Annotated in this window: 28 protein-coding genes and 1 tRNA gene; 12 read left to right on the top strand and 17 right to left on the bottom strand. The window is 72.5% G+C overall.

From position 1 onward, the window contains the following. Positions 1–81: 81 nt before the first annotated feature. Entirely contained in the window at positions 82–1401 is a 1320-nt protein-coding gene (locus tag AB0D29_RS08315) for a tetratricopeptide repeat protein (protein WP_362852740.1), read from the bottom strand. A gap of 242 nt (positions 1402–1643) precedes the next feature. Here AB0D29_RS08315 and AB0D29_RS08310 point away from each other — a divergent pair, with 242 nt between their 5' ends. From AB0D29_RS08310 to AB0D29_RS08300, 3 genes are all read left to right on the top strand, one after another. Continuing rightward, positions 1644–2051, top strand: a complete 408-nt coding sequence (locus AB0D29_RS08310) for a hypothetical protein (RefSeq protein ID WP_362852739.1) — start codon at positions 1644–1646, stop codon at positions 2049–2051. Positions 2052–2085: 34 nt separating this feature from the next. After that, positions 2086–2964, top strand: coding sequence for a fused MFS/spermidine synthase (locus AB0D29_RS08305; RefSeq protein ID WP_351292771.1), 879 nt, complete (start codon positions 2086–2088; stop codon positions 2962–2964). A gap of 176 nt (positions 2965–3140) precedes the next feature. Further along, positions 3141–3785: a class I SAM-dependent methyltransferase gene (locus AB0D29_RS08300; protein ID WP_362852738.1), complete on the top strand. Its 645-nt coding sequence runs from the start codon at positions 3141–3143 to the stop codon at positions 3783–3785. Positions 3786–3879: 94 nt separating this feature from the next. Here AB0D29_RS08300 and AB0D29_RS08295 read toward each other — a convergent pair whose 3' ends face one another. Then, complete coding sequence (locus AB0D29_RS08295; protein ID WP_362852737.1) at positions 3880–4428, bottom strand: hypothetical protein; 549 nt, start codon at positions 4426–4428, stop codon at positions 3880–3882. A gap of 79 nt (positions 4429–4507) precedes the next feature. On the opposite strand from AB0D29_RS08295, the gene AB0D29_RS08290 reads away from it, so the two are divergent. The 4 genes from AB0D29_RS08290 (at position 4508) to AB0D29_RS08275 (ending at position 7807) form a co-directional block, all read left to right on the top strand. Then, positions 4508–5197: a response regulator transcription factor gene (locus tag AB0D29_RS08290; RefSeq protein WP_362808473.1), complete on the top strand. Its 690-nt coding sequence runs from the start codon at positions 4508–4510 to the stop codon at positions 5195–5197. Positions 5198–5204: 7 nt separating this feature from the next. Then, complete coding sequence (locus AB0D29_RS08285) at positions 5205–6599, top strand: HAMP domain-containing sensor histidine kinase (protein ID WP_362852736.1); 1395 nt, start codon at positions 5205–5207, stop codon at positions 6597–6599. Between the two features lie 136 nt (positions 6600–6735). Continuing rightward, positions 6736–7407 carry an NAD(P)-binding domain-containing protein gene (locus tag AB0D29_RS08280; protein ID WP_362852735.1) on the top strand — a complete coding sequence of 224 codons (672 nt, stop codon included), beginning with the start codon at positions 6736–6738 and terminating at the stop codon, positions 7405–7407. A 100-nt stretch (positions 7408–7507) separates the two neighbouring features. After that, a complete protein-coding gene (locus tag AB0D29_RS08275; protein ID WP_362852734.1) occupies positions 7508–7807 on the top strand; it encodes a DUF3303 family protein in 300 nt (99 codons plus the stop codon). Between the two features lie 330 nt (positions 7808–8137). Here the strand turns inward: AB0D29_RS08275 and AB0D29_RS08270 are convergent, their stop codons facing one another. Continuing rightward, the gene (locus tag AB0D29_RS08270) at positions 8138–9310 is read right to left on the bottom strand and encodes an MFS transporter (RefSeq protein WP_362852733.1); all 1173 of its coding nucleotides are present in this window, start codon (positions 9308–9310) and stop codon (positions 8138–8140) included. A gap of 217 nt (positions 9311–9527) precedes the next feature. After that, entirely contained in the window at positions 9528–10031 is a 504-nt protein-coding gene (locus tag AB0D29_RS08265) for a MarR family transcriptional regulator (protein ID WP_362852732.1), read from the bottom strand. Between the two features lie 109 nt (positions 10032–10140). Here AB0D29_RS08265 and AB0D29_RS08260 point away from each other — a divergent pair, with 109 nt between their 5' ends. Further along, complete coding sequence (locus AB0D29_RS08260; RefSeq protein ID WP_362852731.1) at positions 10141–10962, top strand: NAD(P)H-binding protein; 822 nt, start codon at positions 10141–10143, stop codon at positions 10960–10962. 18 nt (positions 10963–10980) lie between these two features. Here the strand turns inward: AB0D29_RS08260 and AB0D29_RS08255 are convergent, their stop codons facing one another. After that, complete coding sequence (locus AB0D29_RS08255) at positions 10981–11559, bottom strand: TetR/AcrR family transcriptional regulator (protein ID WP_362852730.1); 579 nt, start codon at positions 11557–11559, stop codon at positions 10981–10983. An 81-nt stretch (positions 11560–11640) separates the two neighbouring features. Between AB0D29_RS08255 and AB0D29_RS08250 the strand changes: the two genes are divergently transcribed. Next, positions 11641–12456: an NAD(P)H-binding protein gene (locus tag AB0D29_RS08250; RefSeq protein WP_362852729.1), complete on the top strand. Its 816-nt coding sequence runs from the start codon at positions 11641–11643 to the stop codon at positions 12454–12456. A 32-nt stretch (positions 12457–12488) separates the two neighbouring features. On the opposite strand, the gene AB0D29_RS08245 is transcribed toward AB0D29_RS08250, so the two are convergent. The 5 genes from AB0D29_RS08245 to AB0D29_RS08225 all read right to left on the bottom strand — a co-directional run bounded on the left by AB0D29_RS08245 (position 12489) and on the right by AB0D29_RS08225 (position 17870). Next, positions 12489–13394: a hypothetical protein gene (locus AB0D29_RS08245; RefSeq protein WP_362852728.1), complete on the bottom strand. Its 906-nt coding sequence runs from the start codon at positions 13392–13394 to the stop codon at positions 12489–12491. A gap of 10 nt (positions 13395–13404) precedes the next feature. After that, on the bottom strand, positions 13405–14751 hold the full coding sequence (locus AB0D29_RS08240) for a GH1 family beta-glucosidase (protein ID WP_362852727.1): 1347 nt from the start codon (positions 14749–14751) through the stop codon (positions 13405–13407). Next, the gene (locus AB0D29_RS08235; protein WP_362808446.1) at positions 14748–15572 is read right to left on the bottom strand and encodes a carbohydrate ABC transporter permease; all 825 of its coding nucleotides are present in this window, start codon (positions 15570–15572) and stop codon (positions 14748–14750) included. Before AB0D29_RS08235 ends, AB0D29_RS08240 begins: the two co-directional genes overlap by 4 nt. After that, the gene (locus AB0D29_RS08230) at positions 15569–16474 is read right to left on the bottom strand and encodes a sugar ABC transporter permease (RefSeq protein ID WP_362852820.1); all 906 of its coding nucleotides are present in this window, start codon (positions 16472–16474) and stop codon (positions 15569–15571) included. The genes AB0D29_RS08235 and AB0D29_RS08230 overlap by 4 nt, the downstream gene beginning before the upstream one ends. A gap of 97 nt (positions 16475–16571) precedes the next feature. Further along, positions 16572–17870: an extracellular solute-binding protein gene (locus AB0D29_RS08225; RefSeq protein ID WP_362852726.1), complete on the bottom strand. Its 1299-nt coding sequence runs from the start codon at positions 17868–17870 to the stop codon at positions 16572–16574. Positions 17871–18011: 141 nt separating this feature from the next. Here AB0D29_RS08225 and AB0D29_RS08220 point away from each other — a divergent pair, with 141 nt between their 5' ends. Beyond that, on the top strand, positions 18012–19037 hold the full coding sequence (locus tag AB0D29_RS08220; protein WP_362852725.1) for a LacI family DNA-binding transcriptional regulator: 1026 nt from the start codon (positions 18012–18014) through the stop codon (positions 19035–19037). 64 nt (positions 19038–19101) lie between these two features. Here the strand turns inward: AB0D29_RS08220 and AB0D29_RS08215 are convergent. The 4 genes from AB0D29_RS08215 to AB0D29_RS08200 form a co-directional block, all read right to left on the bottom strand. Further along, positions 19102–19174: transfer RNA gene (locus tag AB0D29_RS08215), tRNA-His, on the bottom strand. Positions 19175–19269: 95 nt separating this feature from the next. Next, positions 19270–19872 (bottom strand): oligoribonuclease, encoded by a 603-nt coding sequence (gene orn, locus AB0D29_RS08210; RefSeq protein WP_362852724.1) that lies wholly within the window; start codon positions 19870–19872, stop codon positions 19270–19272. 106 nt (positions 19873–19978) lie between these two features. Further along, on the bottom strand, positions 19979–21148 hold the full coding sequence (locus tag AB0D29_RS08205; RefSeq protein ID WP_030718170.1) for a helix-turn-helix domain-containing protein: 1170 nt from the start codon (positions 21146–21148) through the stop codon (positions 19979–19981). A gap of 376 nt (positions 21149–21524) precedes the next feature. Further along, the gene (locus tag AB0D29_RS08200) at positions 21525–21845 is read right to left on the bottom strand and encodes a hypothetical protein (RefSeq protein WP_362852819.1); all 321 of its coding nucleotides are present in this window, start codon (positions 21843–21845) and stop codon (positions 21525–21527) included. A 457-nt stretch (positions 21846–22302) separates the two neighbouring features. Here AB0D29_RS08200 and AB0D29_RS08195 point away from each other — a divergent pair, with 457 nt between their 5' ends. Both AB0D29_RS08195 and AB0D29_RS08190 read left to right on the top strand, forming a co-directional pair. Next, positions 22303–22836 carry a universal stress protein gene (locus tag AB0D29_RS08195; protein ID WP_319722977.1) on the top strand — a complete coding sequence of 178 codons (534 nt, stop codon included), beginning with the start codon at positions 22303–22305 and terminating at the stop codon, positions 22834–22836. Positions 22837–22934: 98 nt separating this feature from the next. Further along, the gene (locus AB0D29_RS08190) at positions 22935–23501 is read left to right on the top strand and encodes an acetate uptake transporter (RefSeq protein WP_362808893.1); all 567 of its coding nucleotides are present in this window, start codon (positions 22935–22937) and stop codon (positions 23499–23501) included. A 98-nt stretch (positions 23502–23599) separates the two neighbouring features. On the opposite strand, the gene glmS is transcribed toward AB0D29_RS08190, so the two are convergent. The 3 genes from glmS to AB0D29_RS08175 all read right to left on the bottom strand — a co-directional run bounded on the left by glmS (position 23600) and on the right by AB0D29_RS08175 (position 26739). Next, positions 23600–25417 (bottom strand): glutamine--fructose-6-phosphate transaminase (isomerizing), encoded by a 1818-nt coding sequence (glmS, locus tag AB0D29_RS08185; protein WP_030388548.1) that lies wholly within the window; start codon positions 25415–25417, stop codon positions 23600–23602. A 65-nt stretch (positions 25418–25482) separates the two neighbouring features. Then, positions 25483–25758 (bottom strand): hypothetical protein, encoded by a 276-nt coding sequence (locus AB0D29_RS08180; protein ID WP_030008735.1) that lies wholly within the window; start codon positions 25756–25758, stop codon positions 25483–25485. 96 nt (positions 25759–25854) lie between these two features. Continuing rightward, on the bottom strand, positions 25855–26739 hold the full coding sequence (locus tag AB0D29_RS08175; RefSeq protein ID WP_362852723.1) for a DUF4429 domain-containing protein: 885 nt from the start codon (positions 26737–26739) through the stop codon (positions 25855–25857). Between the last annotated feature and the right edge of the window lie 45 nt (positions 26740–26784).

Raw genomic sequence — 26784 nt, 5'->3', positions numbered from 1 at the left:
GACCCGGGCTTCGGCCTTGCCGCACTGCTCGGCCGCGCCGGCGATTGCGGCGCGGGTTCGGGCGGAGCCAGCGCGGCCGGGTCAGGCCGACGCGTGCCGGGTCAGGAAGGCGCCCACGCGCGGGGAGCGCTGGTGGGGGACAAGGGTGACGGCCGTCTCCGAGAGCATCGACCGCACCCGCGTGGACTGAACCTCGGCCAGCAGGTCCAGCACCCGCCCGCCCGCCCAGGCGGCCTCGTCGGGGGCGCCCGCGCGGGCCAGGTCACCGGCCAGCTCGGCGGTGTAGAGGGCGACGTTCCGGGCGAAGTGCGGGTCCTGGAGGTCGGCGGCGCGGCGGGCGTGCCGGGCCGCGCGGGCGTGCTCCCCGAGGGCCGCCCAGCACCGTGCCTCCAGGAACTCCAGCTCCGCTTCGCCGAAGAAGGACATCCACTCGGGGTCGGCGTCGGCCTCGCCCCGGGAGAACTCCGTGTGGGCCCGCGTCAGCGCCTCCTCGCAGGCCTTGCGGTCGGCCAGCCCCGCCCAGCCACCGGCCTCCCGCAGGGCGAGCAGCGACAGCAGCCGCGGGGAACCGAGGGAGCGCGCGGCCCGGCGGCCCGCCTGGGCCGCCCGTACGGCCTCGCGGGAGCGGCCGCAGTCCCGGGCCAGGAAGGCCATGTTGCTGAAGGCGTGCGCCTCCAGGCCCGAGTCCCGGGCGACCCGGGCCGTCGCGAGGGCCTCCGCGTAGTGCGAGCGGGCGTCGTCGAAGCGGCCGGAGTCGTGGGCCAGCCAGCCGACCGAGACGGCCAGTTCGCCGGCGCCCGCGTGCAGCCGGTCCTCGGTGGACTGCCGGGTGGCCCCCGCGTCGAGCAGGGCGTAGGCGGTGCGCAGGGGCTCGGCGGCCCTGCGGTACAGGGAGTCGGCCCCGTGCCGGTCGTCCAGCAGGCGGATCTGGCGTACGGCGTCCTCGACGGCGGCCGCCTCGGACTCGCCGGCGCGGGAGGGGAGCCGGCGGGTGTCGCCGAGCAGGGTGAGGCTGAGCGTCGCGGCCGCCACGGTCGCGGAGCCGCCCGCCATGAACGCGCGACGCAGCACGTCGCTCTCCTTGGCACTGGAAGGGGAACGGTGGATGGGGACGGGGGAGGGGTCGCGCCGGCCCGAACGGCCACGGACGCTCTCGCGGGGGGAGAAGCCAAGGTCGGCCAGGGCGCGGCCGGGGAACATGTGCAGGAAGACCCGCTCGTACGCGTAGTTGGGGCAGCGGATCTCGCCGGACTCGACCCGGCCGATGTAGCGCGCGTCGCAGGAAACCGTTTCTCCGATCTCCTTCGCCGCCCGGCGCACCAGGGCCGCGAACTCGGCCGGGGAGTGCTGCCCGCGCAGCCGCCGGAACGTGGAGTTGGGTGAGTGGGGGGACGCCGCCATGGACGTGACCTCTCTGGCAAGGAACGCAGCACCGGTGCTCTGACTGGGGGTCCGGCGCGCATGAACGTACCGCCAGCGAGGGGGTGTTCAAGCGATGTTTGGCTACAAAACGGATATCTCACCCGCGATCCGCCATGAACTGCCATCCTTTGCAGCGTCTTGCCGCCGCACCCGTTGACGTTCCCGTGCGTTGAACCCATGCGGATACGGATCGAGGAGGGGTTCCCTTGGTGGAGGGCGGCATGGAGAGCACTGGAACGAACACCGCGCCCGAGCCCGGCACGGCCCCGGACCTGGATCTGGATCTGGTGACCGTGCCCACGCGGCAGGGCCTCGAGGCGGTGGACATCATCCGCCGCGCCGCGAGCCAGGCCGGCGGGGTCGGACCCGTCCTGCACGACGGATCCGGCGACACCCTCGGCTTCCTCGTACCGCCCGGCACCGCCGACGCGTGGGACCTGCCGGGCAGCGCCTGTACGCAGACCAACGGGCGCGGGATGCGCTTCGGCGACGCCGCCTCGCCCGCCGCGGGCGTCACCGGCTGGCTGCTCCCGCCGGAGGCCGTCGGGCCGGTCACCGATCCGGAGGTGCTGCGCGCGGCGCTCGGCGAGGCGGCCCGGCTGATCGAGGCCGCGGACAACTGCCGCTGACCCCTCCCCGCCTGCCGCCCGGCACAATGGGGTGGTGGCAGGCAAGGACAGGAACAAGGGCAGGCAGCGCGGTCGCGGCACCGCCGAGGCGGTCACCGGGCAGGTGGACGGCGGCCGGGCGGAGCTGGAGCCGGACCGCGAGCGCGCCGGGGCCTGGACGCTGCTGATCGACGGGGCCCCGCAGTCGCACGTGGCCCTGGACGATCCCACGTACCTGGACTTCGCCTACCAGCGGCGGATCGGCCACCTCATCGACCTCGTCGCGCCCGCCCGGCAGCCCCTGAACGTGGTGCACCTGGGCGGCGGCGCCTTCACCCTCGCCCGCTACACGGCCGCCTCCCGCCCCCGCTCGACCCAGCAGATCGTGGAGATCGACGCCGCGCTGGTGGCCTTCGTACGGGAACACCTGCCGCTGGACCCGCAGGCGCGGGTCCGGGTCCGGGCGGTGGACGCGCGGGCCGGCCTGGCGAAGGTCCCGGACGGCTGGGCGGACCTGGTGATCGCGGACGTGTTCAGCGGGGCGCGCACCCCGGCGCACCTGACGAGCACCGAGTTCCTGGACGACGTACGGCGCGCCCTCGCGCCCACCGGGTGGTACGTGGCCAATCTCGCGGACGGTCCGCCGCTGACGCACCTGCGGAGCCAGATCGCGACGGCCGCGTCCCGGTTCACGGAGCTGGCACTGGCCGCGGACCCGGTGGTGTGGCGAGGGAAACGTTTCGGCAATGCGGTCCTGGTGGCGGCCGACCGCGAGCTGCCCGTCGCGGAATTCACCCGCCGGGTCGCGAGCGACCCGCACCCGGGCCGGGTCGAGCACGGCCGGGCGCTGGCGGACTTCGCGGGCGGCGCGGCCCCTGTCGCCGACGCCTCCGCGGTGGCCTCGCCGCAGCCGCCGCCCTCGGTCTTCCGGTAGCCGCGCGGGTCTCCCGGCGCGGGGTTCGCACACGGTGGCGGACCGGTGGCGCATGCGGATGGCGCAGTTCCATACAAAGATCCCCGGAGTACTCCCGGGGGACGGCCGCCCTGCGTAGCCTGTGAACCCCTGGGAGGGCTTGCCCTCCTACGACGCGTTCAGGAGACGGCAAGGCAATGTCTGATTTCCCCGCAACCCCTGGTGCCCCCACCCCCGGCACCCCGAGTACCCCGAGCACCGCCGGCTCCGACTACACCCAGCGGCTGGCGCGCCTCGAGCAGTCCGGAATCAAGCGGCTGCTGCCCACGCAGGCGCCGTACCGGTGGAACCTGCAGCGACTGCAGCTGGGCCGGGTCCTCGACATCGGCTGCGGGCTGGGGCGGAACCTGCTCAACTGCGGCCCGGACAGCGTCGGCGTCGACCACAACCCGCACTCGGTGCAGACCTGCCGCGAGCGCGGACTGAACGCCTACACCCCCGACGGGCTGGCCGCCGCGCCGGACTGCGGCCCCGGGTCCTTCGACAGCCTGCTGGTCGCGCACGTGCTGGAGCACGTGGAGGAGGGCACGGCGGCGACGCTGCTGGAGCAGTACCTTCCGCTGGTCAAGCCGGGCGGGGCGGTCGTCATGATCACCCCGCAGGAGGTCGGTTTCCGGTCCGACGCCACCCACATCCGCTGGGTCGGCTTCGAGGAGCTGCGCAGCCACGCCGCCAAGGCCGGGGTAGCGGTCCGACGGACCTACTCCTTCCCCTTCCCCCGCCCGATGGGCAAGGTCTTCCCGTACAACGAGTTCGTGCTGGTGGGCACGGTCCCGGCCTGAGGCCTCGAGGCCCGAGGCGTCGCGGCCTGAGGCGTTGCGGCCCGAGGCGTCCGGGCCGTCCGTGCCCGAGGCGTCCCGTCCGGGACGGTCCGGCTCAGGGGTCGACGATCTCCACCAGCGGCGGGTGGTCGTGCCAGGTGCAGAACACCGACACCTCGCGGCCGTCCCGGGTGAAGGTGACCCGGATCCAGAAGTCCTGCTTCCACACCTGCATCCGCCAGCCGGCCGCCGGCGTCGCCGAGACCAGCTCGGCGGAGGACGCGCCCAGGGAGAAGACGACCCGGCCGCCGGAGACCGGATAGGCCTTCACCTTGCCCTGCTCCTGCCCTTCCCCCTGCCCGTAGGGGGACGGGGTGGCCGCGGGCTTCTGGGACGGCTTGCCGGGGGAGGCTCCGGCGGACGACGGCGCGGCCGGGGTCGGTGAGGCGGAGGGCGACGGCGACGCGGACGCGGTCTCCGCCGGGGCCTGCGACGGCTGCGCGCGCTGCGTCGAGGAGGACAGCGGCTGGGTGGCGAGGGGCACCGCGAGCGGCGGATCGTAGGCCGTCCCCGACATGACGCTGTGCACGCCCCACCACGACAGCGTCACCGCCGCCCCGGTCGCCAGCGTCCAAGCCATGGCATGAAGAAGTCCTCGTCGCATCAGGGCACATACTGCACCACCCGTCACAAGAGCAGCCCGACACCCCGCTGGGTCCCTCGAATGGACTACGGTGCGGGCCATGGCAAGTGTGCTCGTGGTCGAGGACGACCAGTTCGTACGTTCCGCCCTCATCCGGCACCTGACCGAGGCCTCGCACACCGTGCGGAGCGTCGGCACGGCCCTGGAGGCCCTGCGCGAGGTCGCGCACCACCGCTTCGACGTGGTCATCCTCGACCTCGGACTGCCCGACCTGGACGGGTCGGAAGCGCTCAAGATGCTGCGCGGCATCACCGACGTGCCCGTGATCATCGCCACCGCGCGCGACGACGAGGCGGAGATCGTCCGGCTGCTCAACGACGGCGCCGACGACTACCTGATCAAACCGTTCTCCGTGGAGCACCTCTCCGCCCGCATGGCCGCCGTCCTGCGCCGCTCCCGGGCCGCCGCCGGGGCCGAACCGCCCTCGCGCGTCCTGCGCGTCGGAGGGCTCGCCATCGACCCGCTGCGCCGCCAGGCCGAGCTCGACGGGACCGTACTGGACCTCACCCGGCGGGAGTTCGACCTGCTGGCCTTCCTCGCCGGGCGGCCCGGGGTGGTCGTGGCCCGGCGCGAACTGCTCGCCGAGGTCTGGCAGCAGTCGTACGGGGACGACCAGACCATCGACGTCCACCTGTCCTGGCTGCGCCGCAAACTCGGCGAGACCGCCGCCCGCCCGCGGTACCTGCACACGCTGCGGGGTGTGGGCGTCAAGCTGGAGCCGCCGCAGTGATGCCGCGATGAGATGGGCGCTCGTCAAGGTGTGCCTCGCGGTCACGGCCATGGTGGTCGTGGCCTTCGCCGTGCCGCTCGGGCTCGTCGTCCAGGAGATGGCCAGCGACCGCGCCTTCTCCAACGCCGAACGGCAGGCCGCCACCATCGGGCCGACCCTGTCCATCACCACCGACCCGGTCCAGCTGCAGAAGGCCGTGGAGTCCACGCAGATGGGCGCCGCCCGGCGGATGGCCGTCCACGTGCCCGCCATCGGCGACAGCGCGCCGGTGGAGATCGGCCGGGGCCGGGCGGGCGAGCACGCCGTCGCCGAGACCCGGCGGATCGGGCGGGCCACGACGGCCTCGGTGGCCGGCGGGGGTTCCGCGCTGCTCCAGCCGACCGCGCTCGGCTCCGGGGACATCGCGGTGGTGGAGATCTTCGTACCGGAGAGCGAGGTCAGCAACGGCGTCGCGACGGCCTGGGTGGTGCTCGCGGGCGTCGGGCTCGCGCTGATCGTGGGCTCGGTGGGGGTCGCCGACCGGCTCGGCGCCCGGCTGGTACGGCCGGCCGAGCGGCTCGCGGACGCCGCGCACCAGCTGGGCGAGGGCCGGCTCGGGGCGCGGGTCCCGGAGGTGGGACCGAAAGAACTCCGCTCGGCCGCAGTCGCGTTCAACGCGATGGCGGACCAGGTGGTGGAACTCCTCGCCAACGAGCGGGAGCTGGCCGCCGACCTCTCGCACCGGCTGCGGACGCCGCTGACGGTGCTGCGCCTCAACACGGCCTCGCTCGGGGACGGCCCGGCCGCAGAACAGACCCGGGCCGCGGTGGAGCAGCTGGAGCGCGAGGTCGACACGATCATCCGTACGGCGCGGGAGCAGCGCCCGGCCACCGGCCTGGTCGGGGCGGGCGCCGGCTGCGACGCCTCCGAGGTGATCCGCGACCGGATGGACTTCTGGTCGGCGCTCGCGGAGGACGAGGGCCGTGAGGTGCGGCTCGCGGGGGTGGACCGTACGGTACGGATCCCCGTGGCCCGGCCCGAGCTCGCCGCAGCCCTCGACGCCATGCTCGGCAACGTCTTCCGGCACACCCCCGAGGGCACGCCCTTCTCCGTGGACGTCCACGACGCCGGTGACGCGGTCATCGTGCTCGTCTCGGACGCGGGACCCGGCATCGCCGACCCGGAGGCGGCCCTGCGCCGGGGCAACGACGGCGGCCGCGACGGATCGACCGGCCTGGGCCTGGACATCGTGCGCCGCGTCGCGGAGTCGACGGGCGGCGACGTACGGCTGGGGCGCTCGGTGCTCGGCGGGACCGAGGTGCGGGTGTGGATCGGCCTGGACGGCCGGAGCCTCGGCGGTCCCGGCGGCGGGCGGGCGGGCCGTGGCCGGCGCGGCAACCGACGTAACCGGGGGCGCGCCTAGCGGGCGGCCCGTGCCCGCCTCGGTACGGTCCGCGGCACGGACACCCTGCCGGACGACCCGAACCGGTACCGGTTCTTCTACGACGTGGGGATCCTGGACCAGCCGGGATTCCCCGGCCGAGCGGAAGGAATCAGGCATGCGCTACGCAGTCCTCGGAACCGGGATCGTCGGCCGCACCCTGGCCGCCCGGCTCGCCTCCCTGGGCCACGAGGTGGTCCTCGGCACCCGGGACCCCGGGGCGACCGCCGGACGCGCCGAGTACGCCGACTGGCAGGCGGGGCAGCCCGGGGTGCGGCTCGCCGGCTTCGCGGAGGCCGCGCGGGACGGCGACACCCTGGTCAACGCCACCGGCGGGCAGGTCAGCATCGCCGCGCTGACGGCGGCGGACGCCGCGCACCTGGACGGCAAGATCCTGATCGACGTCGCGAACCCGCTGGACTTCTCACGGGGCTTCCCGCCGAGGCTGGACCCGGTGGACACCGACAGCCTGGGCGAGCTGATCCAGCGCACCTTCCCGGGGCTGCGGGTGGTCAAGACGCTGAACACGATGAACTGCCTGGTCATGGTCGATCCGGGCCGGGTCGCCGGCGAGCACCACGTCTTCCTCTCGGGCGAGGACGCGGACGCGAAGAAGGCCGTACGGGAGCTGCTCCACTCCTTCGGCTGGCCGGAGCGGAGCATCCTCGACCTGGGCGGGATCGAGACGGCGCGGGGCGCCGAGATGCTCCTGCCCGTCTGGCTCCGGCTGATGGGCTCCCTCGGGCACACGGACTTCAACTTCCACATCCAGGGGGCGTCTTCCGACTGACGGCCGGGGAACCGTCAGGCAGGCCCCGCACGGACGGGGGCGCATATGTTGCCGCGCCCCCGGGCCGCGCCGAGGGTGGGCGTGACGGAAGGAGCCACGCATGAGAGTCATGCTCAGGGCGCACTTTGACACGGCTGCCACCAACGAGGGCGTCAAGACCGGCTCGCTGCCCCAGGCGGTCAAGAAGCTGATGGACACGGTGAAGCCGGAGGCGGCCTACTTCGGTCTGCACGAGGGCGTCCGCTCCTGCTGGATGGTGTTCGACCTGGACGACAGCTCGCGGATGCCGGCGCTGATGGAGGACATGTTCCTGCAGTTCAACGCCGAGCTGGAGGTGGCCCCCGTCATGAACGCCGAGGACCTGGCGAAGGGTCTGGCGGCGATGCAGTCCTCGCCCTGACGGGTTCCGGGCCGGTTGGGGCGGGGTCGGGTGTGTGTCGGGGTGATCCCCGCAGGGTGCCGAACGCAAGGTGCCCAGGCGCTCCGACCCCCCGATACGTTCGGCGCCCGAGGAGACACCCCCGCGCGCGCCCGGCCCCGTCACGACCGGCCCCCTCGCATCAGGCCCGAGCGGCGCAGCCAACCGACGTCCGGGCCGTGCAAGAGCGGGGCAGCCATCCGCACCTGGGCTGTGCAAGAGCGGCGCAGCTGACCGGCGCCCGGCCCCGTTACCGGCAGCCATCCGCACCCGGGCCCTGCGAGAGCGGCGCAGCCAACCGGCCCGGCCCCGTCACGACCGGCCCACCTCTGCCGAACCGCCGGAGGCAACCGGCGCCAGGGCCAGTACCGCGGAGGCGGCCACCGCGGCGCACGAGACGGCGAAGGCCGCCCGATGGCCGTACGCGCTCGCCAGCGGCCCCGCGGCCGCCGCGGCCAGCGCCTGGCCGAGGATCAGGCCACTGCCGACCACGGTCATGGCCTCGCCCATCCGCTCCGCCGGACCGGCCCGTTCCACCAGCCCGAACAGTGCGATCAGGTGGGGCGCGACGGCCAGTCCGATGCCCGCGACGGCGAAGGCCGCTCCCCACAGTCCGGAGACGGCCAGCAGCGGCAGGGTGAGCACCGCCTGGACGGCGATAGTCCACCGCAGCCGCACGGTCAGGTCCGCCGATCCGGGCCGGGCGACCGTGACGAAGCCGGCGAGGGAGCTGGTCACGGCCATGGCGGCCCACACCAGCCCGGCCGCACCTGCCTCGCCGACTGATGCGGCGAGCGCGTTGACCCCGGTGTTCGCCCCGCTCCAGGCGGCCCCCTGGAGCACCGCCAGCGCGAACAGCAGGACCAGCCCGGGCGACCACAGCCGTACGCCGGCCCGCGCGCCCGGGGTCGCGACGGCCGGGCCCGGAGCCGTCGGATGCACCGCGAACAGCGTGCCGGAGACCAGGATCAGCGCGGCCGCGAGGACGAGCGCCGCGGCGGGGTGCACGGTGACGGCCAGGACGCCGGCCAGCGCGGGGCCGACCATGAACCCGACCTCGTCCAGGGTGGTGTCGAAGGACAGGGCGGACCCGAGCAGCCTCTTGTCCGCGCCGGCCAGCCGCGCCCAACGGGCCCTGGACAGCGGGCCGATCTGCGGCACGGTGAGTCCGGCGGCCACGGCGAGCGCCATGCGGGCGGCCGGCGGCAGCCCGCCGAGGACGGCCGCGACGAGGGCGAGGAGGACGGCGGCGTTCGCGGCGCAGGCGACGAGCAGCACGGGGCGGTGGCCGCGCCGGTCGGCGAGCCGGCCGATGACGGGGCCGCCGAGGGCCTGGCCGAGCCAGAGCGCCGCGGCGACGGCGCCGGCTTCGCCGATGCCGTCGCGGGCGTTGATGAGCAGGAGCGTTCCGATGGGGCAGAGCGCGGCGGGGAGCCGGGCGAGGAACGCGTGGAGGGGGAGGGCGGTACCGCCGAGTGCGAACACCCGGCGGAAGCCGCCGGCCGCGGCCGCGGGCTTGGATGTAGCCGCGGACTCGGACTCGGGCGTGGACTCGGGCGTGGGCTCAGGTGCGGACGTGGCGGCGGGGACGGGCTGGGACACGGACAACCTCCGACCGCACGCCGACCCTCCCGTTTCTCCGGCGCGCGCCGTTGCCCGTTGAGCGGGACCGTAGCGGCGGAACGGGCCCCTCGGAAGACCGTCAGCCGGTTTCCCCCGAGTTGAGCCGCTTGGCCTGGGCCCGGCCGACCTCGGCGGCGCGGTGCAGGTAGTCGGCGATGACGGTGAGCTCGGTGTCGGAGTAGCTCTCCAGTACGGCGCCGAAGGCGCGGCCGGGGGTGTCCCATGCGGCGCCGATGCGCTCGCGGGCCTCGGGCGAGAGGGAGACGAGGGAGCGGCGGCGGTCGTTCGGGTCGGCGTGCCGCTCGACGACGCCCGCCTTGACCATGCGGTCGACGAGGCGGGTGGCGGAACCGGAGGTCAGGCCGGTGAGGCGGGCGATGTCACCGGTGCTGACGGGCTCGGGCTCCATGTCGAGGAGGGCGACGCACTGCATGTCGGTGGGGTGGAGGCCGACGTGGTCCGCCATGGCCTGGTTGAAGAGGGAGTAGTCGGCGTAGTGCCGCTGGCTTTCGGTGACGATGCGCGCGAGCAGCTCGGCGCGGCTCCACTGCGCACCACCCGTACGAGTGGGATCGGTTGACATCGGCTCCTCCGTGCTTCAAATTTAACTGTGTGACGCAGAGAATGTGTCGCACAGAATCTGCGTCACATGTGGATTCTATCCCCAACTCCAGATGAGGAACCAGTCAGCCATGTCGATTCTCGTCACCGGCGGCCGCGGCGCCGTCGCCCGCGGTCTCCGTGCCCTCCTCGATGCCCGCCGCGTCCCGTACCGTCTCGGCTCCCGGGAGCGGGGCACCCCCGATGCGGTCCACTGCGACCTCGGCGACCCGGCGACCTTCCCCGGCGCCCTCGCCGGCGTCCGCTCCGTCTTCCTCTACGCGGAGGCCTCCGGGATCGAGGCCTTCGTCAAGGAGGCCGTCGCCGCGGGGGTGGAGCACGTCGTGCTCCTGTCCTCCTCCTCGGTGCTCGCCCCCGACGCCGCCGACAGCCCGCTGTCCGCGTCCCACCTCGCCGTCGAACAGGCCCTGTCGGCCTCCCCGCTGCGCACCACCCTGCTGCGCCCGGGTTCCTTCGCGAGCAATGCCCAGGGCTGGGCCTGGTCGTTGAAGTCCGGCCGTCCGGTCCACCTGCCCTACCCCGGCGCCTACTGCGACCCCGTCCACGAGGCCGACCTGGCCGAGGCGGCCTTCGCCGTCCTCACCGACCCCGCCCTCGCCGGCCGCGCCTACACCCTCACCGGCCCGCAGTCGCTGACCTTCACGACCCAGCTCGCGATGCTCGGCGATGTGCTCGGACGGTCCATACCCTTTGAGGCCGTCTCCGCCGAGCAGTGGAAGTCCGAGGTCGAGGGCTACATACCCGGCCCCTACGCCGATGCCCTGCTCGACTTCTGGGCCTCCTCGGACGGCCTTCCGGTCGAGATCACCGACAGCGTCGAGCGGCTCACCGGCCACCCGGCACGCACCTTCGAGACCTGGGCGAAGGACCACGCCGACGCCTTCGCGGCCTGAGCGCCGCAGCGCACGGCCTCAGGTGAGGGAGTCGATCCAGCGCTCCAGGCGGCGGGCCTCGGTGGTCATGAGGTCCGGGTCGCGGAAGGTGTTGGTGAGCAGGGAGATGCCCTGGTAGGCGGCGATCAGGGCGACCGCGAGCTCGCGGGCGTCGGTGCGGCCCATCTCCCGGAACTGCCGCTCGGCCCAGTCGAGCAGGGCCTGCATGACGGCGGCGATCGACTGGTCCAGTCCGTCGGCGCGCTTGTCGAGTTCCGAGGCGAGGGTGCCGGTGGGGCAGCCGTACCGGGCGGTGAGCTCGCGCTGTTCGACCCAGCCGTTCAACAGGGCCTTCAGTCGGTCCTGGGGGGTGGGGAGTTCGTCGAGGGCGGCGATCAGCCCCCGCAGGGTCTGGGCGTGTGCGTCGATCGCGGCCTCGACGAGCTGGTCCTTGGTCTTGAAGTAGTAGTAGACGTTGCCCACCGGGACCTCCGCCGCCTCGGCGATGTCCGCGAGCGTGGTCTGGGCGATGCCCTGCGCGTGGAGCACCTGGGCCGCGGCGGACGCCAGCCGCTCGCGCTTGCCGGACGCCCGCGAAGCCTTCTTTGAGTCAGTCACCTGACTAACTGTAGACGAGTGGTCGGGGGAGGGGCTATGGTCGTAACTAAGTCAGCCAACTAACTCACATGGGGGATCGCCATGATCGTAGTGACGGGTGCGACGGGGAACGTCGGACGGGAACTCGTCCGGATCCTCGCCGAGGGCGGTGAGCAGGTGACCGCCGTCTCCCGGCGGTCGGCGCAGATGCCCGACGGGGTCCGCCACCACCAGGGCGACCTCGCCGATCCGGAGAGCCTGCGCCCCGCGCTGGAGGGGGCCGAGGCGCTGTTCCTGCTCGTCGCCGGCGAGGATCCGCAGGGCATCCTCGAACGGGCCGGGGCGGCCGGGGTGCGCCGGGTCGTACTGCTCTCGTCCCAGGGGGTCGGGACACGCCCGGAGGTCTACCGCCACCCCGCGCGGTTCGAGGAAGCCGTCCGCCGGAGCGGCCTGGAGTGGACGATCCTGCGCTCGGGCGGCCTGAACTCCAACGCCTTCGCCTGGGCCGAGACGATCCGTACGCGGCGCACGGCCGCCGCGCCGTTCGGCGACGTCGGGCTCCCGACCGTCGACCCGGCGGATGTCGCCGAGGTCGCCGCCGCGGTCCTGCGCGAGCCCGGCCACAGGGGCCGGACCCACGAGCTCAACGGGCCCGCCCTGGTGACCCCGAGGGAAAGGGCCGAGGCGATATCCGCGGCCTTGGGCGAGCCCGTTCGGTTCGTCGAGCAGACCCGGGAGGAGGCCCGCGCCCAGATGCTGACCTTCATGCCCGAGCCGGTCGTGGAGGGCACCCTGGGGATCCTCGGCGAACCGCTGCCCGCCGAGCTGATACCGAGCCCGGCCGTCGAGCGGATCCTCGGCCGCGCGCCCCGCCCCTTCGCCGACTGGGCGGTCCGCTCCGCCCCGGCCTTCCGCTGACGGTCGCGCCCGCCCCGACAGGCCCGGCCGGACTACTGCACGCTGAACTCGTGCGGGTGGGCGGGTTCCCGGGGGCAAGTGAAGATGTTGAGCTTGCCGTGGTTGCCGACGACGACTCCGGTCGGAGTGCGGGTGCGGTCGTCCGGCCGCTCCTCCAGCGGGATCCAGCTCGTACCGTCCGAGTGCCACTCCTGCGTCGCGATCGTCAGGAGCAGGTCCATCGCCGAGCCGCAGGCGCGGCAGTCCATCGACCCGGGCCCGGTGAGGTTCCACGCGGCGTGGCCGCCGGCCTTCCAGCCCGGAGCGATGGAGAGGTCGCCCTGATAGCTCGGCACGGGGTCGCCGTCGCCGTCGCCGTCCGCTTCGCTCTCGTCGGCCTCGTACGCGGCCTCCTCCTGGGCGTCCTCCCACTCCTCGACGCGGGCGCCGAGGGCTCCGGTGAGCAGCTCGATGTACGGGTACTCGGTGACCTGCTCCGGGTGCAGCACGCAGGGGTCCGGCACGTAGCCGTCGAAGCCGACAGGGCCGGGGGCCGGCGGCTCGGTCAGTACCTGACGCACCTCTGCGGCACGGCGCCAGCGCAGGTGCACGTACATGCCGGCGCCCGTGGGCCCGTGCGCGTCGAAGGGGCACCAGAACACCTGGAGCAGATCGCCGCCGTCAGGGCCGGCGGGCAGGTCCGGCACGTCCCGGCCGTAGAGCTGGGCCACGGCCAGCAGCGGCCGGGGAAGGGCCGCCGGTGCGCCGCGCCCGTGCGGGGCCTCGCACACCGGCCACGGCTCGTCGGCCGGCCACAGCATCGGCCCGCCGATGTGGCTGTCGCGCACCCCGGCCGCCCCGGCGCGCGGGTGCAACCGGGTCGCCGTGCGGCGGTGGGCGGCCAGTTCGGGGAAGAGGGACTCCACGCCCAGGGGACGCGGCGGCGTGGTGAGGCGCATGGGGGCGAATCTACAAGCCCGCGGGCATCACACCCTTGCGGGCCAGGCGGGCGTACCAGTGGGCGCTGGAGCGCGGGGTGCGGGCCTGGGTCTCGTAGTCCACGTGCACGATGCCGAAGCGCTTGCTGTAGCCGTAGGACCATTCGAAGTTGTCCAGCAGCGACCAGAGGAAGTAGCCCTCGACGGGGGCGCCGTCCGCCAAGGCGCGGTGGATGGTGGCGAGATGGGCCTCCAGGTAGGCGATGCGGAGCGGGTCGTGCACGTCCTCGGCGTACGCGGCACCGTTCTCGGTGACCAGCAGCGGCAGGCCGGGCGCCTCGCGGGTGAAGCGCATCAACAGGTCGTACAGGCCGCTCGGGTCGACCGACCAGCCCATGTCGGTGCGCTCGCCCGGCGGTTGGTGGAAGGCCACCGTGTCCGCCGCGGGCCAGGGGGAGTGGGCCGTACCGCCGTGGCCGTCGGCGCGCGGGCCGTCCCCGTCGGGGGCCGCCGACACCACCGCCGGGGTGTAGTAGTTCACGCCGAGGAAGTCCAGCGGCTGGTGGATCAGCGCCTCGTCGCCGGCGCGGACGAAGGACCAGTCGGTCACCGCGGCGGTGTCCGCCAGCAGGTCCTGCGGATAGGCGCCGTGCAGCAGCGGCCCGGTGAAGATCCGGTTGGCGAGGGCGTCGATGCGGCGCGCGGCGTCCGCGTCGGCCGCCGAGGGGGTCAGTGGACGCACCGCGCTGGGGTTGAGGGCGATGCCGACCCGGGACCGGGCGGGCAGCGCGGCGGCGGCCAGGCCGTGGGCCAGGTTCAGGTGGTGGGCGGCGCGCAGCGAGTCGGCGGGGGAGGTGCGGCCCGGGGCGTGCACCCCGGAGGCGTAGCCGAGGAAGGCGCTGCACCAGGGCTCGTTGAGCGTGGTCCAGAGCTCCACCCGGTCGGCCAGTACCTCCGCGACCTGCGCCGCGTACGAGGCGAAGGCGTAGGCCGTCTCCCGTTCGGGCCAGCCCCCCGCGGCCTCCAGCTCCTGCGGCAGGTCCCAGTGGTAGAGGGTCACGCAGGGGGTGATCCCGTGGGAGAGCAGCTCGTCGACGAGCGCGTCGTAGAAGCCGATCCCGCCGGCCAGCACCCGCGGCCAGGACACCGAGAACCGGTACGCCCCGAGCCCGAGTTCGGCCATCAGCCGGACGTCCTCGCGCCACAGCCGCAGGTGGTCGACCGCCACGTCGCCCGTGTGCCCGCCGTACACCTTCCCCGGCGTCGCGCAGAAGGTGTCCCAGATCGAGGGGCCGCGCGAGGCGGACCCGCCCTCGATCTGGAAGGCGGCCGTGGCCGTGCCCCAGAGGAACCCCTCGGGGAATCGCATGTCCGTCATCCCTTGACCGCTCCCTGCATGATGCCGCCGACGATCTGGCGGCCGAAGACGATGAACACCAGCAGCAGCGGGAGCGTGCCCAGCAGCGCGCCCGCCATGATGACCGACTGGTCCGGTATGTAGCCCCGGCCGAGCCCGGTGAGGGCCACCTGCACCGTCGGGCTGCCGTTCTGGGTCAGCGCGACGATCGGCCAGAAGAAGTCGTTCCAGGCCATGACGAAGGTCAGCATCCCCAGCACCGCCATCGCCGGCCGGGCCGCCGGGAACACCACGTGCCACATGACCCGCAGGGAACTCGCCCCGTCGGTGCGCGCCGCCTCGACCAGTTCGATCGGCAGCGCGTGCACCAGGTACTGGCGCATGAAGAACACCCCGAAGGCGCCCACCAGGGTCGGCAGGATCACCGCCTGGAGCTGGTCGGTCCACGACAGCTTCGCGATCAGCATGTAGAGCGGCACCACGCTCAGCTGCGGCGGGATCAGCATCGTCCCGACCACCAGCGTCATCAGCGTCCGGCGGCCGCGGAAGCGCAGTTTGGCGAAGGCGAAGCCCGCCAGGGTGGAGAAGAGCACGGTGCCCGCGGTGACCGTGCCCGCCACGATCACCGTGTTCAGCAGGGCGGTGCCCATGTTGGCGTCGGTCCAGGCGACCTGGAGGTTGCGCCCCAGGTTCCCGCCGAACCAGAACGGCGGCGGGGTCTGCGCGAGGCGCGTGCTGTTCCGGGAGGCCGCGATCGCCGTCCACACGAGCGGGAAGAGCGAGCCCGCCGTGAACAGGCCGAGCACCAGGTACGTGAGTCGGCCCGCGCGCAGTGATCTCATCGGGAGTCCTTCCGTCCGCGCAGCAGTCGCGCCGCCCCGGCGATCAGCAGCAGGATCAGGAACATCGCCCATGCGATCGCCGAGGCCCGGCCGAGGTGCAGGTTCACCCAGCCCTGCTCGTACAGGTACAGGCCGAGCGTCTGGAACTGGTGGTCGGAGCCGCCCGTCGCGGCCCCGCCGCCGTTGAACAGCAGCGGCTCCCCGAACAGCTGCGTCGCCCCGATCGTCGACACGACACAGGTGAAGAAGATCGTCGGGCGCAGCGAGGGCACCGTGACGTGCCGGAACTGCTGCCAGCGCGAGGCCCCGTCCAGCGCGGCGGACTCGTACAGCTCGCCCGGCACGGCCTGCATGGCGGCCAGGTAGATCAGCGCGTTGTAGCCGGTCCACCGCCAGATCACGATGGTGGACACCGCCAACTGTGAGGCGAAGGTGCCGTTCTGCCAGTCGACCGCTCCGAAACCGACCGCCGAGAGCGCCCAGTTGACCATCCCGTAGTCCCGGCCGAAGAGCAGCACGAACACGAGGGTCGCGGCCGCCACCGAGGTCGCGTACGGGGTGAGCAGCGCGACCCGGAAGAAGGCGGAGCCGCGCAGCTTGTAGTTGAGCAGATGGGCCAGGCCGAGCGCGATCGCCAGCTGCGGAACCGTGGACAGCAGCCCGATGGTGAAGGTGTTGCGCAGCGCGTTCCAGAAGAACTCGTCGTCCCACAGCCGGGTGAAGTTCTTCAGCCCCACCCACGTCATGCTGTTCGGATCGGTCAGCTCCACCTGGTGCAGCGCCGCCCAGCCCGTGTACAGCAGCGGGAACAGCCCGAAGGCGGCGAAGAAGAGGAAGAAGGGCGCCACGAAGACGTAGGGGCTGAAGCGCAGGTCCCAGCGGTAGCGGCGCGAGCGCCACACCTGGCCCGGCCGGCCCCGGCCGCCCCCCTCCGCCGCCGGCCGCTGCGGGCCGACGGCGGAGGGGGACAGGACAGCGGTCTCGTCCGTCACCGGGACCTCACTGGTCCAGGGCGTTGTCGATCGCCTTCACGGCGGCCTCCCAGCCCTCCTGCGGAGAACGGCCCTTCTGGTCGACCTGGAGCATGCCGATGTCCGCCAGGTTCTGGGAGATCACCAGGTCCTTCGGGCCGACCACCGTCACCGGCACGCCCTCCGCCGCCTTCGCGAAGATCTCGCCGATGGGGGCGCCGCCGAAGTACGCGTGCTGCGCGCCCGACACCGACGGCAGCTTGTACGAGGCGCTCGCGCTCGGGAAGCTGCCCCGCTTCTCGAAGAGCTTCGCCTGCTGCTCCGGGGACGTCAGCCAGGCCGCCAGCTTCGCCGCCTCCTGGGCGTGCTTGCCCGCCTTCGGCACCACGAGGAAGGAGCCGCCCCAGTTGCTGGGCTTCGGCGCCTGCGCCACGTCCCACTTGTCCTTGCCCGCCGGTCCCGCCTTGTCCTGGATGTAGCCGAGCATCCAGGCCGGGCAGGAGACCGTCGCGAAGGAGCCGTTGGCGAAGCCCTGGTCCCAGCCCGGGGTGAACTGCTGGAGCTTGGCGCTCAGCCCGTCGGTGGCGAAGGAGGCCGCCAGGTCGAAGGCCCCGCGCACCGCCGGGTTGGTCTTGTAGACGACCTTGCCCTGGTCGTCGTAGAACCGCTGGGCGCTGCTCCCGGTCACCGCCGCCATCACGCCCGACGCGGAGTCGACGAAGGCCTTCCCGTCGCCGGCCTTCGCCTTGTACGCCCGGCCCGTCTCCAGGTACTTGTTCCAGTCGCCGGCCCACAGCGCCCCGACCGCGGCCCGGTCCGTGGGCAGCCCGGCCGCCTCGAAGAGGTCCTTGCGGTAGCAGATGCCCTGCGGGCCTATGTCGGTGCCGAGGCCGACCGTGGCCCCGCCCTTCGCCGCGCTCGCCGTGCCCTGCGCCCACTTCCACGGCAGGTACGCGGCCTTGTCGACGCCCGGCGCCTTGCCGAGGTCGACGAGCTTGTCGGCCTGGGTGGCGGTGATCTCGGCGATGTTGTTGACCTCTACGGCCTGGATGTCCGCGAGCCCGCTGCCCGTGCCCAGGTGGGTGAGGAGCTGGGGGTAGTAGTTCTCGTTGCGCTCGATGGAGGTCTGCTCGATCCGGATCCCGGGATTCTGCGCCATGTACTCGTCGTAGAGCCCGGCCTCCTTGAGGCCGAAGGCCCCGAAGACCCCGACGGTGAGGGTGGTCTTCGCCTTGTCACCGGCCGGGGCGCCGGCGTCGGGCTTCTCGGCCGGGTCCTGCGCGCAACCCGCGAGCAGCAGGGCGGCCGCTCCCACCGTGGTGACCACCGTGACGAGGTTTCTTCGCACTCGGGCTTGGGCTCGCATGTGCATCCTCCCTGAAGGACGGAACGTGCCGGGTGTTCTGTGACACAGTGTGGGAGCGCTCCCATAGTCGTCAAGAGGTAGATTCACCACCGGGAGGAAGCCATGAACGGGCACGGGCGCAGCGGGGGACGGCCCACGCTGGAGGAGGTCGCGGCGCGCGCCAGGGTAGGGCGCGGCACGGTCTCCCGGGTGATCAACGGATCCCCCAAGGTCAGCGAGCATACCCGGGCCGCGGTCGAGGCCGCGGTGGCGGAGCTGGGGTACGTACCGAACCGCGCCGCGCGGGCACTGGCGGCCAACCGCAACGACGCCATCGCCCTCGTGATCCCCGAGCCCGAGGCCCGCTTCTTCGCCGAGCCCTACTTCTCCGAAGTGGTCCGCGGGGTCGGCGCAGCCCTCGCCGAGACCGACGTCCAGCTCGTCCTGACCCTGGCGGGCAGCGACCGCGAGCGCCGCCGCCTCGCCCAGTACCTGTCCGGGCACCGCGTGGACGGCGTCCTGCTCGTCTCCGTCCACGCCGGGGACCCGCTGCCGGAGCTGCTGGCCGAGCTCGGCATCCCGACGGTGATCAGCGGCCGCCGCTCCGCGGCCGAGACCCTCCCGAGCGTGGACTCCGACAACCTGGCCGGCGCGGCCGAGGCGGTGCGCCACCTCCTCGCGCGTGGTCGCCGCACGATCGCCACGATCACCGGACCGCTGGACGTGTACGGGGCCCAGTGCCGCCTCGACGGCTACCGGCAGGCCCTGGCCGCCGCCGGACGCCCCGTCGACGAGCTGCTGATCGCGGTCGGCGACTTCACCGAGGACGGCGGCCGCCGGGCCATGCGCGAGCTGCTGGAACACCGCCCCGGGCTCGACGCGGTCTTCGCCGCCTCGGACGTCATGGCGGCGGGCGCCCTGCGGGAGCTGCGCGCGGCCGGCCGCCGGACACCGCAGGACGTGGCGCTGGTCGGTTTCGACGACTCGGTGGTGGCCCGGCACATGGACCCGCCGCTGACCAGCGTCCGGCAGCCGATCGAGGAGATGGGCCGCACCATGGCGCAGGTGCTGCTGGCGAGGATCGCCGGGGAGACGGCCGAGGCGTCCGTCGTCCTGCAGAACCGGCTGGTGGTCCGCGAGTCCTCGTAGGAACGCAGGCCCCGATGGAACGCAGAAGGCCCCGATCGCCTTCGCGATCGGGGCCTTCCCGCAGGGTGAGTGACGGGACTTGAACCCGCGGCCACCTGGACCACAACCAGGTGCTCTACCAACTGAGCTACACCCACCATGTCCGGTCGGAAAACCGACCGGCCGAAGAAAAGGGTACAGGGTCCGGGAGGGTGCTCGCTCCACCCTTTCCCGCGCCCTCCTCCGGGAGGTACTAGGCGCCCGGCGCGGCGTGCTTGGCGGCGATGGTCCGGGCCGTGTCCGAGTCGGGCCCGGGCTGCGGCACGAAGACCGCCTCCCGGTAGTAGCGCAGCTCGGTGATGGAGTCCTTGATGTCCGCCAGCGCCCGGTGGTTGCCGTTCTTCGGCGGGCTGTTGAAGTACGCCCGCGGGTACCAGCGGCGTGCCAGCTCCTTGACCGAGGACACGTCCACGATCCGGTAGTGCATGTAGCTCTCCAGCGCGGCCATGTCGCGCAGCAGGAAGCCGCGGTCGGTGCCGACCGAGTTCCCGCAGAGCGGTGCCTTGCGGGGCTCCTTCACGTGCTCGCGCACGTACGCCAGGACCTGGGCCTCGGCATCCGCGAGGGTGGTCCCGCCGGCCAGCTCGTCGAGCAGCCCCGAGGCGGTGTGCATCTCGCGCACCACGTCGGGCATGGTCTCCAGGGCCGCGTCCGGCGGGCGGATCACGATGTCCACGCCTTCGCCGAGCACGTTGAGCTCCGAGTCGGTGACCAGTGCGGCCACCTCGATAAGTGCGTCGTCCGTCAACGAGAGCCCGGTCATCTCGCAGTCGATCCACACCATGCGATCGTTCATGTGTCCCACCTTATGCGGTCCCCTGCGGAGCGGACCGCATATGCGGAAGGTCCCCCGTCGGCGGTGACCGATGGGGGACCTTCCGTTCGTCGTACCCGTGGTGGGGTTACGCGTGTTCCCGCAGGACCCGGCCCGGGGCGTAGAGCTCCGTCACCGTCGGGCCCGCCGCGGCCAGGGCCGCCGCCGCCCGGTGGGGCTGCGGAGTGCGCTGGTGCGGAACCGGCCCCGAGATCTCGGCCACCTGCGCGACGTCGGCCTGCGGCCGGCGTGCCCGGTAGGCGGAGCGGTAGGCGGCCGGGGAGGACCCCAGCTGCCGCCGGAAGTGACCCCGCAGGGCGACCGGCGAGCGGAACCCGCAGCGTCCGGCGACCTCGTCGACCGAGTAGTCGGAGGTCTCCAGCAGCCGCTGTGCCTGGAGCACCCGCTGGGTGATCAGCCACTGCAGCGGCGCACTGCCGGTGAGCGAGCGGAACCGGCGGTCGAAGGTGCGCCTGCTCATGTAGGCGCGGGCCGCCAGGGTCTCCACGTCGAACTGCTCGTGGAGGTGCTCCAGCGCCCAGGCGACGACCTCGGCCAGCGGGTCGGCGCCGATCTCCTCCGGCAGCGACCGGTCGAGATAGCGCTCCTGTCCGCCCGTGCGGCGCGGCGGCACGACGAGCCTGCGGGCCAGGGCCCCGGCCGCCTCGCTGCCGTGGTCCGTGCGCACGATGTGCAGGCACAGGTCGATTCCGGCCGCGGTGCCCGCGGACGTGAGCACGTCGCCGTCGTCGACGAACAGTTCGCGCGGATCGACATGGACGGACGGGTAACGCTTGGCCAGCGTCGGCGCGTACATCCAGTGCGTCGTCGCGGGCCGGCCGTCCAGCAGACCGGCGGCGGCGAGCACGAAGGCTCCCGTGCACAGTCCGACGATCCGGGCCCCCTCCTCGTGCGCCAGACGCAGTGCGTCCAGCGCCTCGGGAGGCGGCGGTGAAGTGATGGAGCGCCAGGCGGGAACGACGACCGTGCCTGCCCGGGCGATCGCCTCCAACCCGTATGGCGCGGTCAGTTCGAGTCCGCCGGTGGTCCTGAGCGGACCGTCCTCACCGGCGCACACGAGCAGTCGATAGCGTGGAACTCCCGCGTCCTGCCGGTCAATGCCGAACACGGAAAGTGGAATGGAGCTCTCGAAGATCGGTCCGCCGCTGAAGAGCAGCACCGCGACGATCTCCCTGCGGCGACGCCCCGCGAGCTTCCGGCCGGCGTCTGTGACGACGGCGGTGGAATCCTGGCTCATGGCGCTAAGCCCCCCTTGGGTGTCGCGACTCCTTGGTCTGGTCGCACCTGCACGTTTCCCCTCGGCCTTGCACGTGGATCCCCCGCCGTAAATACATGATCGAATCTACTGCGTCCCGTGGTGTCGGCGTGACAAGTTCAGCACGCAGCGCTATGTCGACTTCTCAACTTGGCGAAAAGCATTCGATCAGTAAGCGTTCCGCTCCGCTACCCGAATGGGAAGCCCGCCCCCTGGCTGTGGCCAGTACCCGTAGGGCCTCTACGCCCCCCGGGCTCCGTCGTCGCTGGTGGTGAGGGGGTTGGGGGGACATTCCGGCAAGGAGGGCACCTTGCCGGGAAGTTGGCTGAAAACATGCGTGTGTGGGTGTGCGAATGAGTCAGTCGTGCGGGGACCCGGCGCCGGAGCCGTGGCAGCCGCGGCGGTTCCCGGCCCCGCCGCGCGAGTGCCGGCGGCGCCGGGACGGCGCGGGCCGCTCGTCCGCCAGGACCCGTGCCGCGGCCCGCTCCGCCTTCTCCGAGTGGCGCAGCAGGACCCTGCACGCGGCCGTCACGGCCAGCAGGCCGAGGGTCGCGACGGCCGCCCCGCCGAAGGAGGTTCCGTAGACGACGAGGACCACGGGGACGAGCAGGCAGCTGAAGGCGGCCCAGCGCACCACGTCACCCGCGGGGTCGTCATGGGCGCGCCCGGCGGACTGCACGGACGGGTGAAGGGACGAGCGGCGTCCCGCGCGCGGCGACGGGGTGAAGTGCGGGCCCGGGTCGGCGGGCTGGAGGGACCGGACGGACTGCGTCGGCTGAGCTGGCTGGACGGGGTGAACCGGATGACCGGGCACGGCGTGCTCCCTGCGGGCTCTTCCTGGACGGTCGGACTCGTGTCCAACGCCGCGCGGCGCGGCTCGGTCACTGCGCGCACGGGTGGCGGCGCCCCGACTCGTCACTGGCTGTAGGGGACAGTGGTCATTGCCAAGGAGCGCTCGCTCCGGCATGCTCCCTGGGACGCTCTCCAAGGGCGGCAAGCCCTGTGCAGGACAGGAGTGTCGCCGTACCCTGGTGGGTATGGGCTTGGGAAGATGCTTCCCGGACAGAGCTCCGTCACCCTGCGTCGCCGATTTCGCCCCTGTTCCTTCCTCCAAGGACCTCTTCGCCGAGACACCCATGGCCGGTCACGAATTCTCCGAACCCGCGGACCGCAAGCGCAAACGCCTCGCCGACCCCGCGTCGGCCGCCGATCTGCGCGCGGTGGAACAGACACGCCTGCCCTGCGATCCGGCCTTCCGGCACGGAGTCGTTGTGGGATTCGACGGATCCACGTCCAGTGAGCGTGCCCTCGCGTACGCGATCGGCATGGCGCGGCGCTCCGGATCGGGTCTGATCATCGTCCATGTCGCCAACCGGCTGCCCACCACCGTGTGGGCGGGGTGCGAGCCGCCCGTCTTCGTGGACGTGCCGGACCACCGCACCGAGGTGCTCGGGCTGGAGCTCGCCTGCGCGGACTATCTGGCCGAAGTGCCGTGGATCCTGGTCGAGCGGGGTGGTGACATCTGCCATGAGCTGGAGGAGGTCGGCCGGGAGTATTCGGCCGACGCCATCGTGGTGGGTTCCACGCACGGGATCGTGGGCCGGATCTTCGGGTCGGTGGCGGGTCGCCTCGCCAAGCGCGCACAGCGACCCGTTGTTGTCATTCCGTGACCCTCTGTTAAGCCGATTGTGCGGTTGTGCCCTCGTGTAAAGGGTAGATAAATGCTGCTGGGACGCAGCAAACAACTGCAGATCGAAGGGAGCCCGCCGTGGACAATGGTGTCTCTGCGGGAAGCACGGCCTCGACTTCGACCCTCGGGAACATCGCCCTGGGTCTCACCCTTCTCGCGTTCGGTATCGGCCACACCGGTGTCATCGACGGCGTGTCCGCTGCCAACTCCGTGTCGCTCGCGATGTACGTCGGCGGCGCGGCCCTGTTCCTCCTCGGGCTCCTGGAGTACCGCGGCGGCAACGGGTTCAACGGCACCGCGTTCGCGGGCCTCGGCATCTTCTGGTTCACGTGGGCCAAGGGCGCGGGGGCTTCGGTCTCCGACGAAGCCGCCGGAACGTTTCTTGTCCTGTTCGCGATGCTCGCGCTGACCCTCACGGTCGCCGCCGCGAGCGGTCTGTTCAGCCAGGGCGTCTACGGCCTGCTGACCCTGTCGCTCGTCCTGCTGGCGATAGGTTCCTTCATGGACGGCGGCGGGCTCGCCAAGGCGGGCGGCTGGGTCGCCGCCGTGTCCGGTCTGCTGGCCTGGTACGGGGCCACCGCGGCCCTGGCGCACTGGCCGATGGCCGTCGGCAAGTCCCGGCGCGGCGCGGTCGCCGCGAGCTGAGCGCCAAAGGGATCCGCAGGGCTCCAAGGAGATGCAAAGGGATCGACCCCCGTGCGCACCGCGCACGGGGGTCGATTCGTGTGACGGGGGGCCGTCGGCTACTCGACGGTGACCGACTTCGCCAGGTTGCGCGGCTTGTCGATGTCCCGGCCCATGGCCAGGGCCGTGTGGTACGCCAGCAGCTGGAGCGGGATGCCCATCAGGATCGGGTCCAGCTCGTCCTCGTTCTTCGGGACCACGATGGTGTGGTCCGCCTTCTCCTGCTCGCGGTGGGCCACCGCCAGGATCCGGCCGCTGCGGGCCTTGATCTCCTCCAGCGCCGCGCGGTTCTTCTCCAGCAGGTCGTCGTCCGGAACGATCGCGACCGTCGGCAGCGAGGGCTCGATCAGGGCGAGGGGACCGTGCTTGAGCTCGGAGGCCGGGTAGGCCTCGGCGTGGATGTAGGAGATCTCCTTCAGCTTGAGGGAGGCCTCCAGGGCCACCGGGTAGCCGCGCACCCGGCCGATGAACATCATCGACTTGGCCTCGGCGAACTCGGCCGCGAGCTTCTTGATGTCCTCTTCGCCGTCGAGGATCTCCTGGATCTGCGCGGGCAGCTTGCGCAGGCCCTCGATGATCCGCTTGCCGTCGGTGACCGAGAGGTCCCGGATGCGGCCCAGGTGCACGGCGAGCAGCGCGAAGGCCACGACCGTGTTGGTGAAGCACTTGGTGGAGACGACGCAGACCTCGGGGCCGGCGTGCACGTACACGCCGCCGTCGGCCTCGCGGGCGATCGCGGAGCCGACCACGTTGACCACGCCGAGGACGCGGGCGCCCTTGCGCTTGAGCTCCTGCACGGCCGCGAGCACGTCGTACGTCTCACCGGACTGCGACACCGCGATGTAGAGGGTGTCGGGGTCCACGACAGGGTTGCGGTAGCGGAACTCGGAGGCCGGCTCGGCGTCGGCGGGGATGCGGGCCATGCCCTCGATGAGGCCGGCGCCGATGAGGCCCGCGTGGTACGAGGTGCCGCAGCCGAGGATCTTGACCCGGCGGATGCCGCGCGCCTCGCGCGGGTCCAGGTTCAGGCCGCCCAGGTGCACGGTGTTGAAGCGGTCGTCGATCCGGCCGCGCAGCACGCGGTCGACCGCGTCGGGCTGCTCGGAGATCTCCTTGTGCATGTACGTGTCGTGGCCGCCCATGTCGTAGGAGGCGGCCTCCCACTCCACGGTCTCGGGCGTGGCGGTGGTGGTGGCACCGCTGGTGGTGTAGGTCCGGAAGTCGTCGGCCTTCAGGGTGGCCATCTCGCCGTCGTCGAGGGTGACGACCTGGCGGGTGTGCGCGACCAGGGCGGCGACGTCCGAGGCGACGAACATCTCCTTCTCGCCGATGCCCAGGACGACCGGGGAGCCGTTGCGGGCGACGACGATGCGGTCGGCGAAGTCGGCGTGCATGACGGCGATGCCGTAGGTGCCCTCGATCGCCTTGACGGCCTCGCGGACCTTGTCCTCCAGGGACTCGGCCTCGGAGCGGGCGATCAGGTGGACGATCACCTCGGTGTCGGTCTCCGACACGAAGACGACGCCCTCGGCCTCGAGCTTGGCGCGCAGCTCGGAGGCGTTGTCGACGATGCCGTTGTGGACGACGGCGACCTTGTTCTCGGCGTCCAGGTGCGGGTGCGAGTTGATGTCGCTCGGGGCGCCGTGCGTGGCCCAGCGGGTGTGGGCGATGCCGGTGGTGCCGGCGAAGCGCTTGGGGACGCGGGACTCCAGCTCGCGGACGCGGCCCTTGGCCTTGACCACCTTCAGGGTGGACGCCTTCGGGCTGTTCACGACGATGCCCGCGGAGTCGTATCCGCGGTACTCCAGTCGCTGCAGGCCCTCCAGCAGCAGCGGTGCCACGTCACGCTTGCCGATGTAACCGACGATTCCGCACATACGGTTTTGCCCCTCCTGAAGTTCGGTTCCTGTACCCGCCCGCAGCCGCGTCCGCGGCCGCCGGCTCAGCCGTAGACGATGCGGCGCAGCTGCCGGAGCGAGAGCTCCGGAGGCGCCACGGCGCGGTGCGGCAGCTCGGCCGCGATCCGCTCGAAGATCTCCGCGTTCACCGCTCCGCCGGACTGCAGTTCCCGGTGGCGGCGGCGGACGAACTCCTCGGTCGTCTCGTCGAAGTAGGCGAGCACGTCGAGTACCACCCGGGCGGCTTCGCCGCGCTGCAGCGCGGTGCTGCGCACCAGGTGGTCGACGAGGTCGTCATGCGACGGGCGGCGATCGAGCACTCGTAGATATTGGCGGCTAACGGCGCCGAACGCAAAGATCCTGCCCGAATCCGGGCAGGATCTCCCTGGTCTGGACCAGTGAACGGGTTACTCCGGTTAGAAACGCCGCAAAACTGCCTGTTTCGCCGCAGTGAACTCCTCGGCCGTCAGGACCCCGGCCTGGTGCAGATCGCCCAGCTCGCGCAGGCGCCGCAGCAGGGCGTCGTGGTCCTCGGCGGGGGCGCCCGCCGAGGAGAGCTCCGCGGGCGCGGCAACCGCGTCGGTCGGGCCCTCCTGCGGCGCCGCCGGATGGGGCATCCGTACGGCCACCGCCGCCGCGACCAAGGCCATCAGCGGGTCCTTCTTGAAGCCGAAGAGCTCCACGGTGTGCGGGTCGTACTTGGGGGCCGGGGCCGGCGGGGCGCCCGCCAGGGTGAAGCGCAGCCAGCCGTTCTCCAGCCCCTTCGACGGGGACCACTCCACCGTGCGCAGGTCGGCGATCCGGAATTCCCGCGGCCCGGCGGAGCGCTTGGCCTCTTCCGTCGTCCAGTTCCAGTCCAGGGCCACCCGGTCGCCGTCGAAGGCCGCCGCACCGTCGCCCGCGCCCACCGCGATCGGCACGGCCGGCCCCGGCAGCAGGTAGGTGTCCACGGGGCCGGTGTCCACCTGGTCCAGCAGCAGGGCGTTGCGCACCTCGTCCACGAAGTACTCCGCGACCCCGCTGCGGTCCGACTCCACGGTCAGCCGGTACGGGTCGGAGGCCTCCGGCAGGCGTCCGCCCGTCACCTGGAGCAGGGGGTCCGCGCCGTCACGCAGTCGCAGCCGCAGCCGGCCCGCCTTGCGGCTCGGCTCGTACGAGATCCCCGCCAGCGCGCGCAGCGGTACGACCACCTCGCCGAGGGTCTGGCGCAACAGCGCCACCCCCTTGTCGCGGCCCGGCACGATGCGCACCGCGTCCCCGTCGAAGCTCCAAGTGCCGTCCTTCTGGATGATTTCCGCCATCCGGCGATTCTCCCACCGTCACGGACGGGCCAGTTGGCCTATACC

The sequence above is a fragment of the Streptomyces sp. NPDC048424 genome, assembly GCF_040651555.1.
Taxonomy (GTDB): domain Bacteria; phylum Actinomycetota; class Actinomycetes; order Streptomycetales; family Streptomycetaceae; genus Streptomyces.
Note: the sequence above shows the minus strand (reverse complement) of the source record. Positions and strands in the feature narration are given on the sequence as shown.

What these genes read in the sequence shown, in the direction of transcription:
- AB0D29_RS08315 (WP_362852740.1), bottom strand. Translation starts at nt 1,401, where the DNA reads ATGGCGGCGTCCCCCCACTCACCCAACTCCACGTTCCGGCGGCTGCGC.
- AB0D29_RS08310 (WP_362852739.1), top strand. Translation starts at nt 1,644, where the DNA reads ATGGAGAGCACTGGAACGAACACCGCGCCCGAGCCCGGCACGGCCCCG.
- AB0D29_RS08300 (WP_362852738.1), top strand. Translation starts at nt 3,141, where the DNA reads ATGTCTGATTTCCCCGCAACCCCTGGTGCCCCCACCCCCGGCACCCCG.
- AB0D29_RS08295 (WP_362852737.1), bottom strand. Translation starts at nt 4,428, where the DNA reads ATGCGACGAGGACTTCTTCATGCCATGGCTTGGACGCTGGCGACCGGG.
- AB0D29_RS08290 (WP_362808473.1), top strand. Translation starts at nt 4,508, where the DNA reads ATGGCAAGTGTGCTCGTGGTCGAGGACGACCAGTTCGTACGTTCCGCC.
- AB0D29_RS08285 (WP_362852736.1), top strand. Translation starts at nt 5,205, where the DNA reads ATGAGATGGGCGCTCGTCAAGGTGTGCCTCGCGGTCACGGCCATGGTG.
- AB0D29_RS08280 (WP_362852735.1), top strand. Translation starts at nt 6,736, where the DNA reads ATGCGCTACGCAGTCCTCGGAACCGGGATCGTCGGCCGCACCCTGGCC.
- AB0D29_RS08275 (WP_362852734.1), top strand. Translation starts at nt 7,508, where the DNA reads ATGAGAGTCATGCTCAGGGCGCACTTTGACACGGCTGCCACCAACGAG.
- AB0D29_RS08265 (WP_362852732.1), bottom strand. Translation starts at nt 10,031, where the DNA reads ATGTCAACCGATCCCACTCGTACGGGTGGTGCGCAGTGGAGCCGCGCC.
- AB0D29_RS08260 (WP_362852731.1), top strand. Translation starts at nt 10,141, where the DNA reads ATGTCGATTCTCGTCACCGGCGGCCGCGGCGCCGTCGCCCGCGGTCTC.
- AB0D29_RS08250 (WP_362852729.1), top strand. Translation starts at nt 11,641, where the DNA reads ATGATCGTAGTGACGGGTGCGACGGGGAACGTCGGACGGGAACTCGTC.
- AB0D29_RS08245 (WP_362852728.1), bottom strand. Translation starts at nt 13,394, where the DNA reads ATGCGCCTCACCACGCCGCCGCGTCCCCTGGGCGTGGAGTCCCTCTTC.
- AB0D29_RS08240 (WP_362852727.1), bottom strand. Translation starts at nt 14,751, where the DNA reads ATGACGGACATGCGATTCCCCGAGGGGTTCCTCTGGGGCACGGCCACG.
- AB0D29_RS08235 (WP_362808446.1), bottom strand. Translation starts at nt 15,572, where the DNA reads ATGAGATCACTGCGCGCGGGCCGACTCACGTACCTGGTGCTCGGCCTG.
- AB0D29_RS08220 (WP_362852725.1), top strand. Translation starts at nt 18,012, where the DNA reads ATGAACGGGCACGGGCGCAGCGGGGGACGGCCCACGCTGGAGGAGGTC.
- orn (WP_362852724.1), bottom strand. Translation starts at nt 19,872, where the DNA reads ATGAACGATCGCATGGTGTGGATCGACTGCGAGATGACCGGGCTCTCG.
- AB0D29_RS08205 (WP_030718170.1), bottom strand. Translation starts at nt 21,148, where the DNA reads ATGAGCCAGGATTCCACCGCCGTCGTCACAGACGCCGGCCGGAAGCTC.
- AB0D29_RS08195 (WP_319722977.1), top strand. Translation starts at nt 22,303, where the DNA reads ATGGCCGGTCACGAATTCTCCGAACCCGCGGACCGCAAGCGCAAACGC.
- glmS (WP_030388548.1), bottom strand. Translation starts at nt 25,417, where the DNA reads ATGTGCGGAATCGTCGGTTACATCGGCAAGCGTGACGTGGCACCGCTG.
- AB0D29_RS08175 (WP_362852723.1), bottom strand. Translation starts at nt 26,739, where the DNA reads ATGGCGGAAATCATCCAGAAGGACGGCACTTGGAGCTTCGACGGGGAC.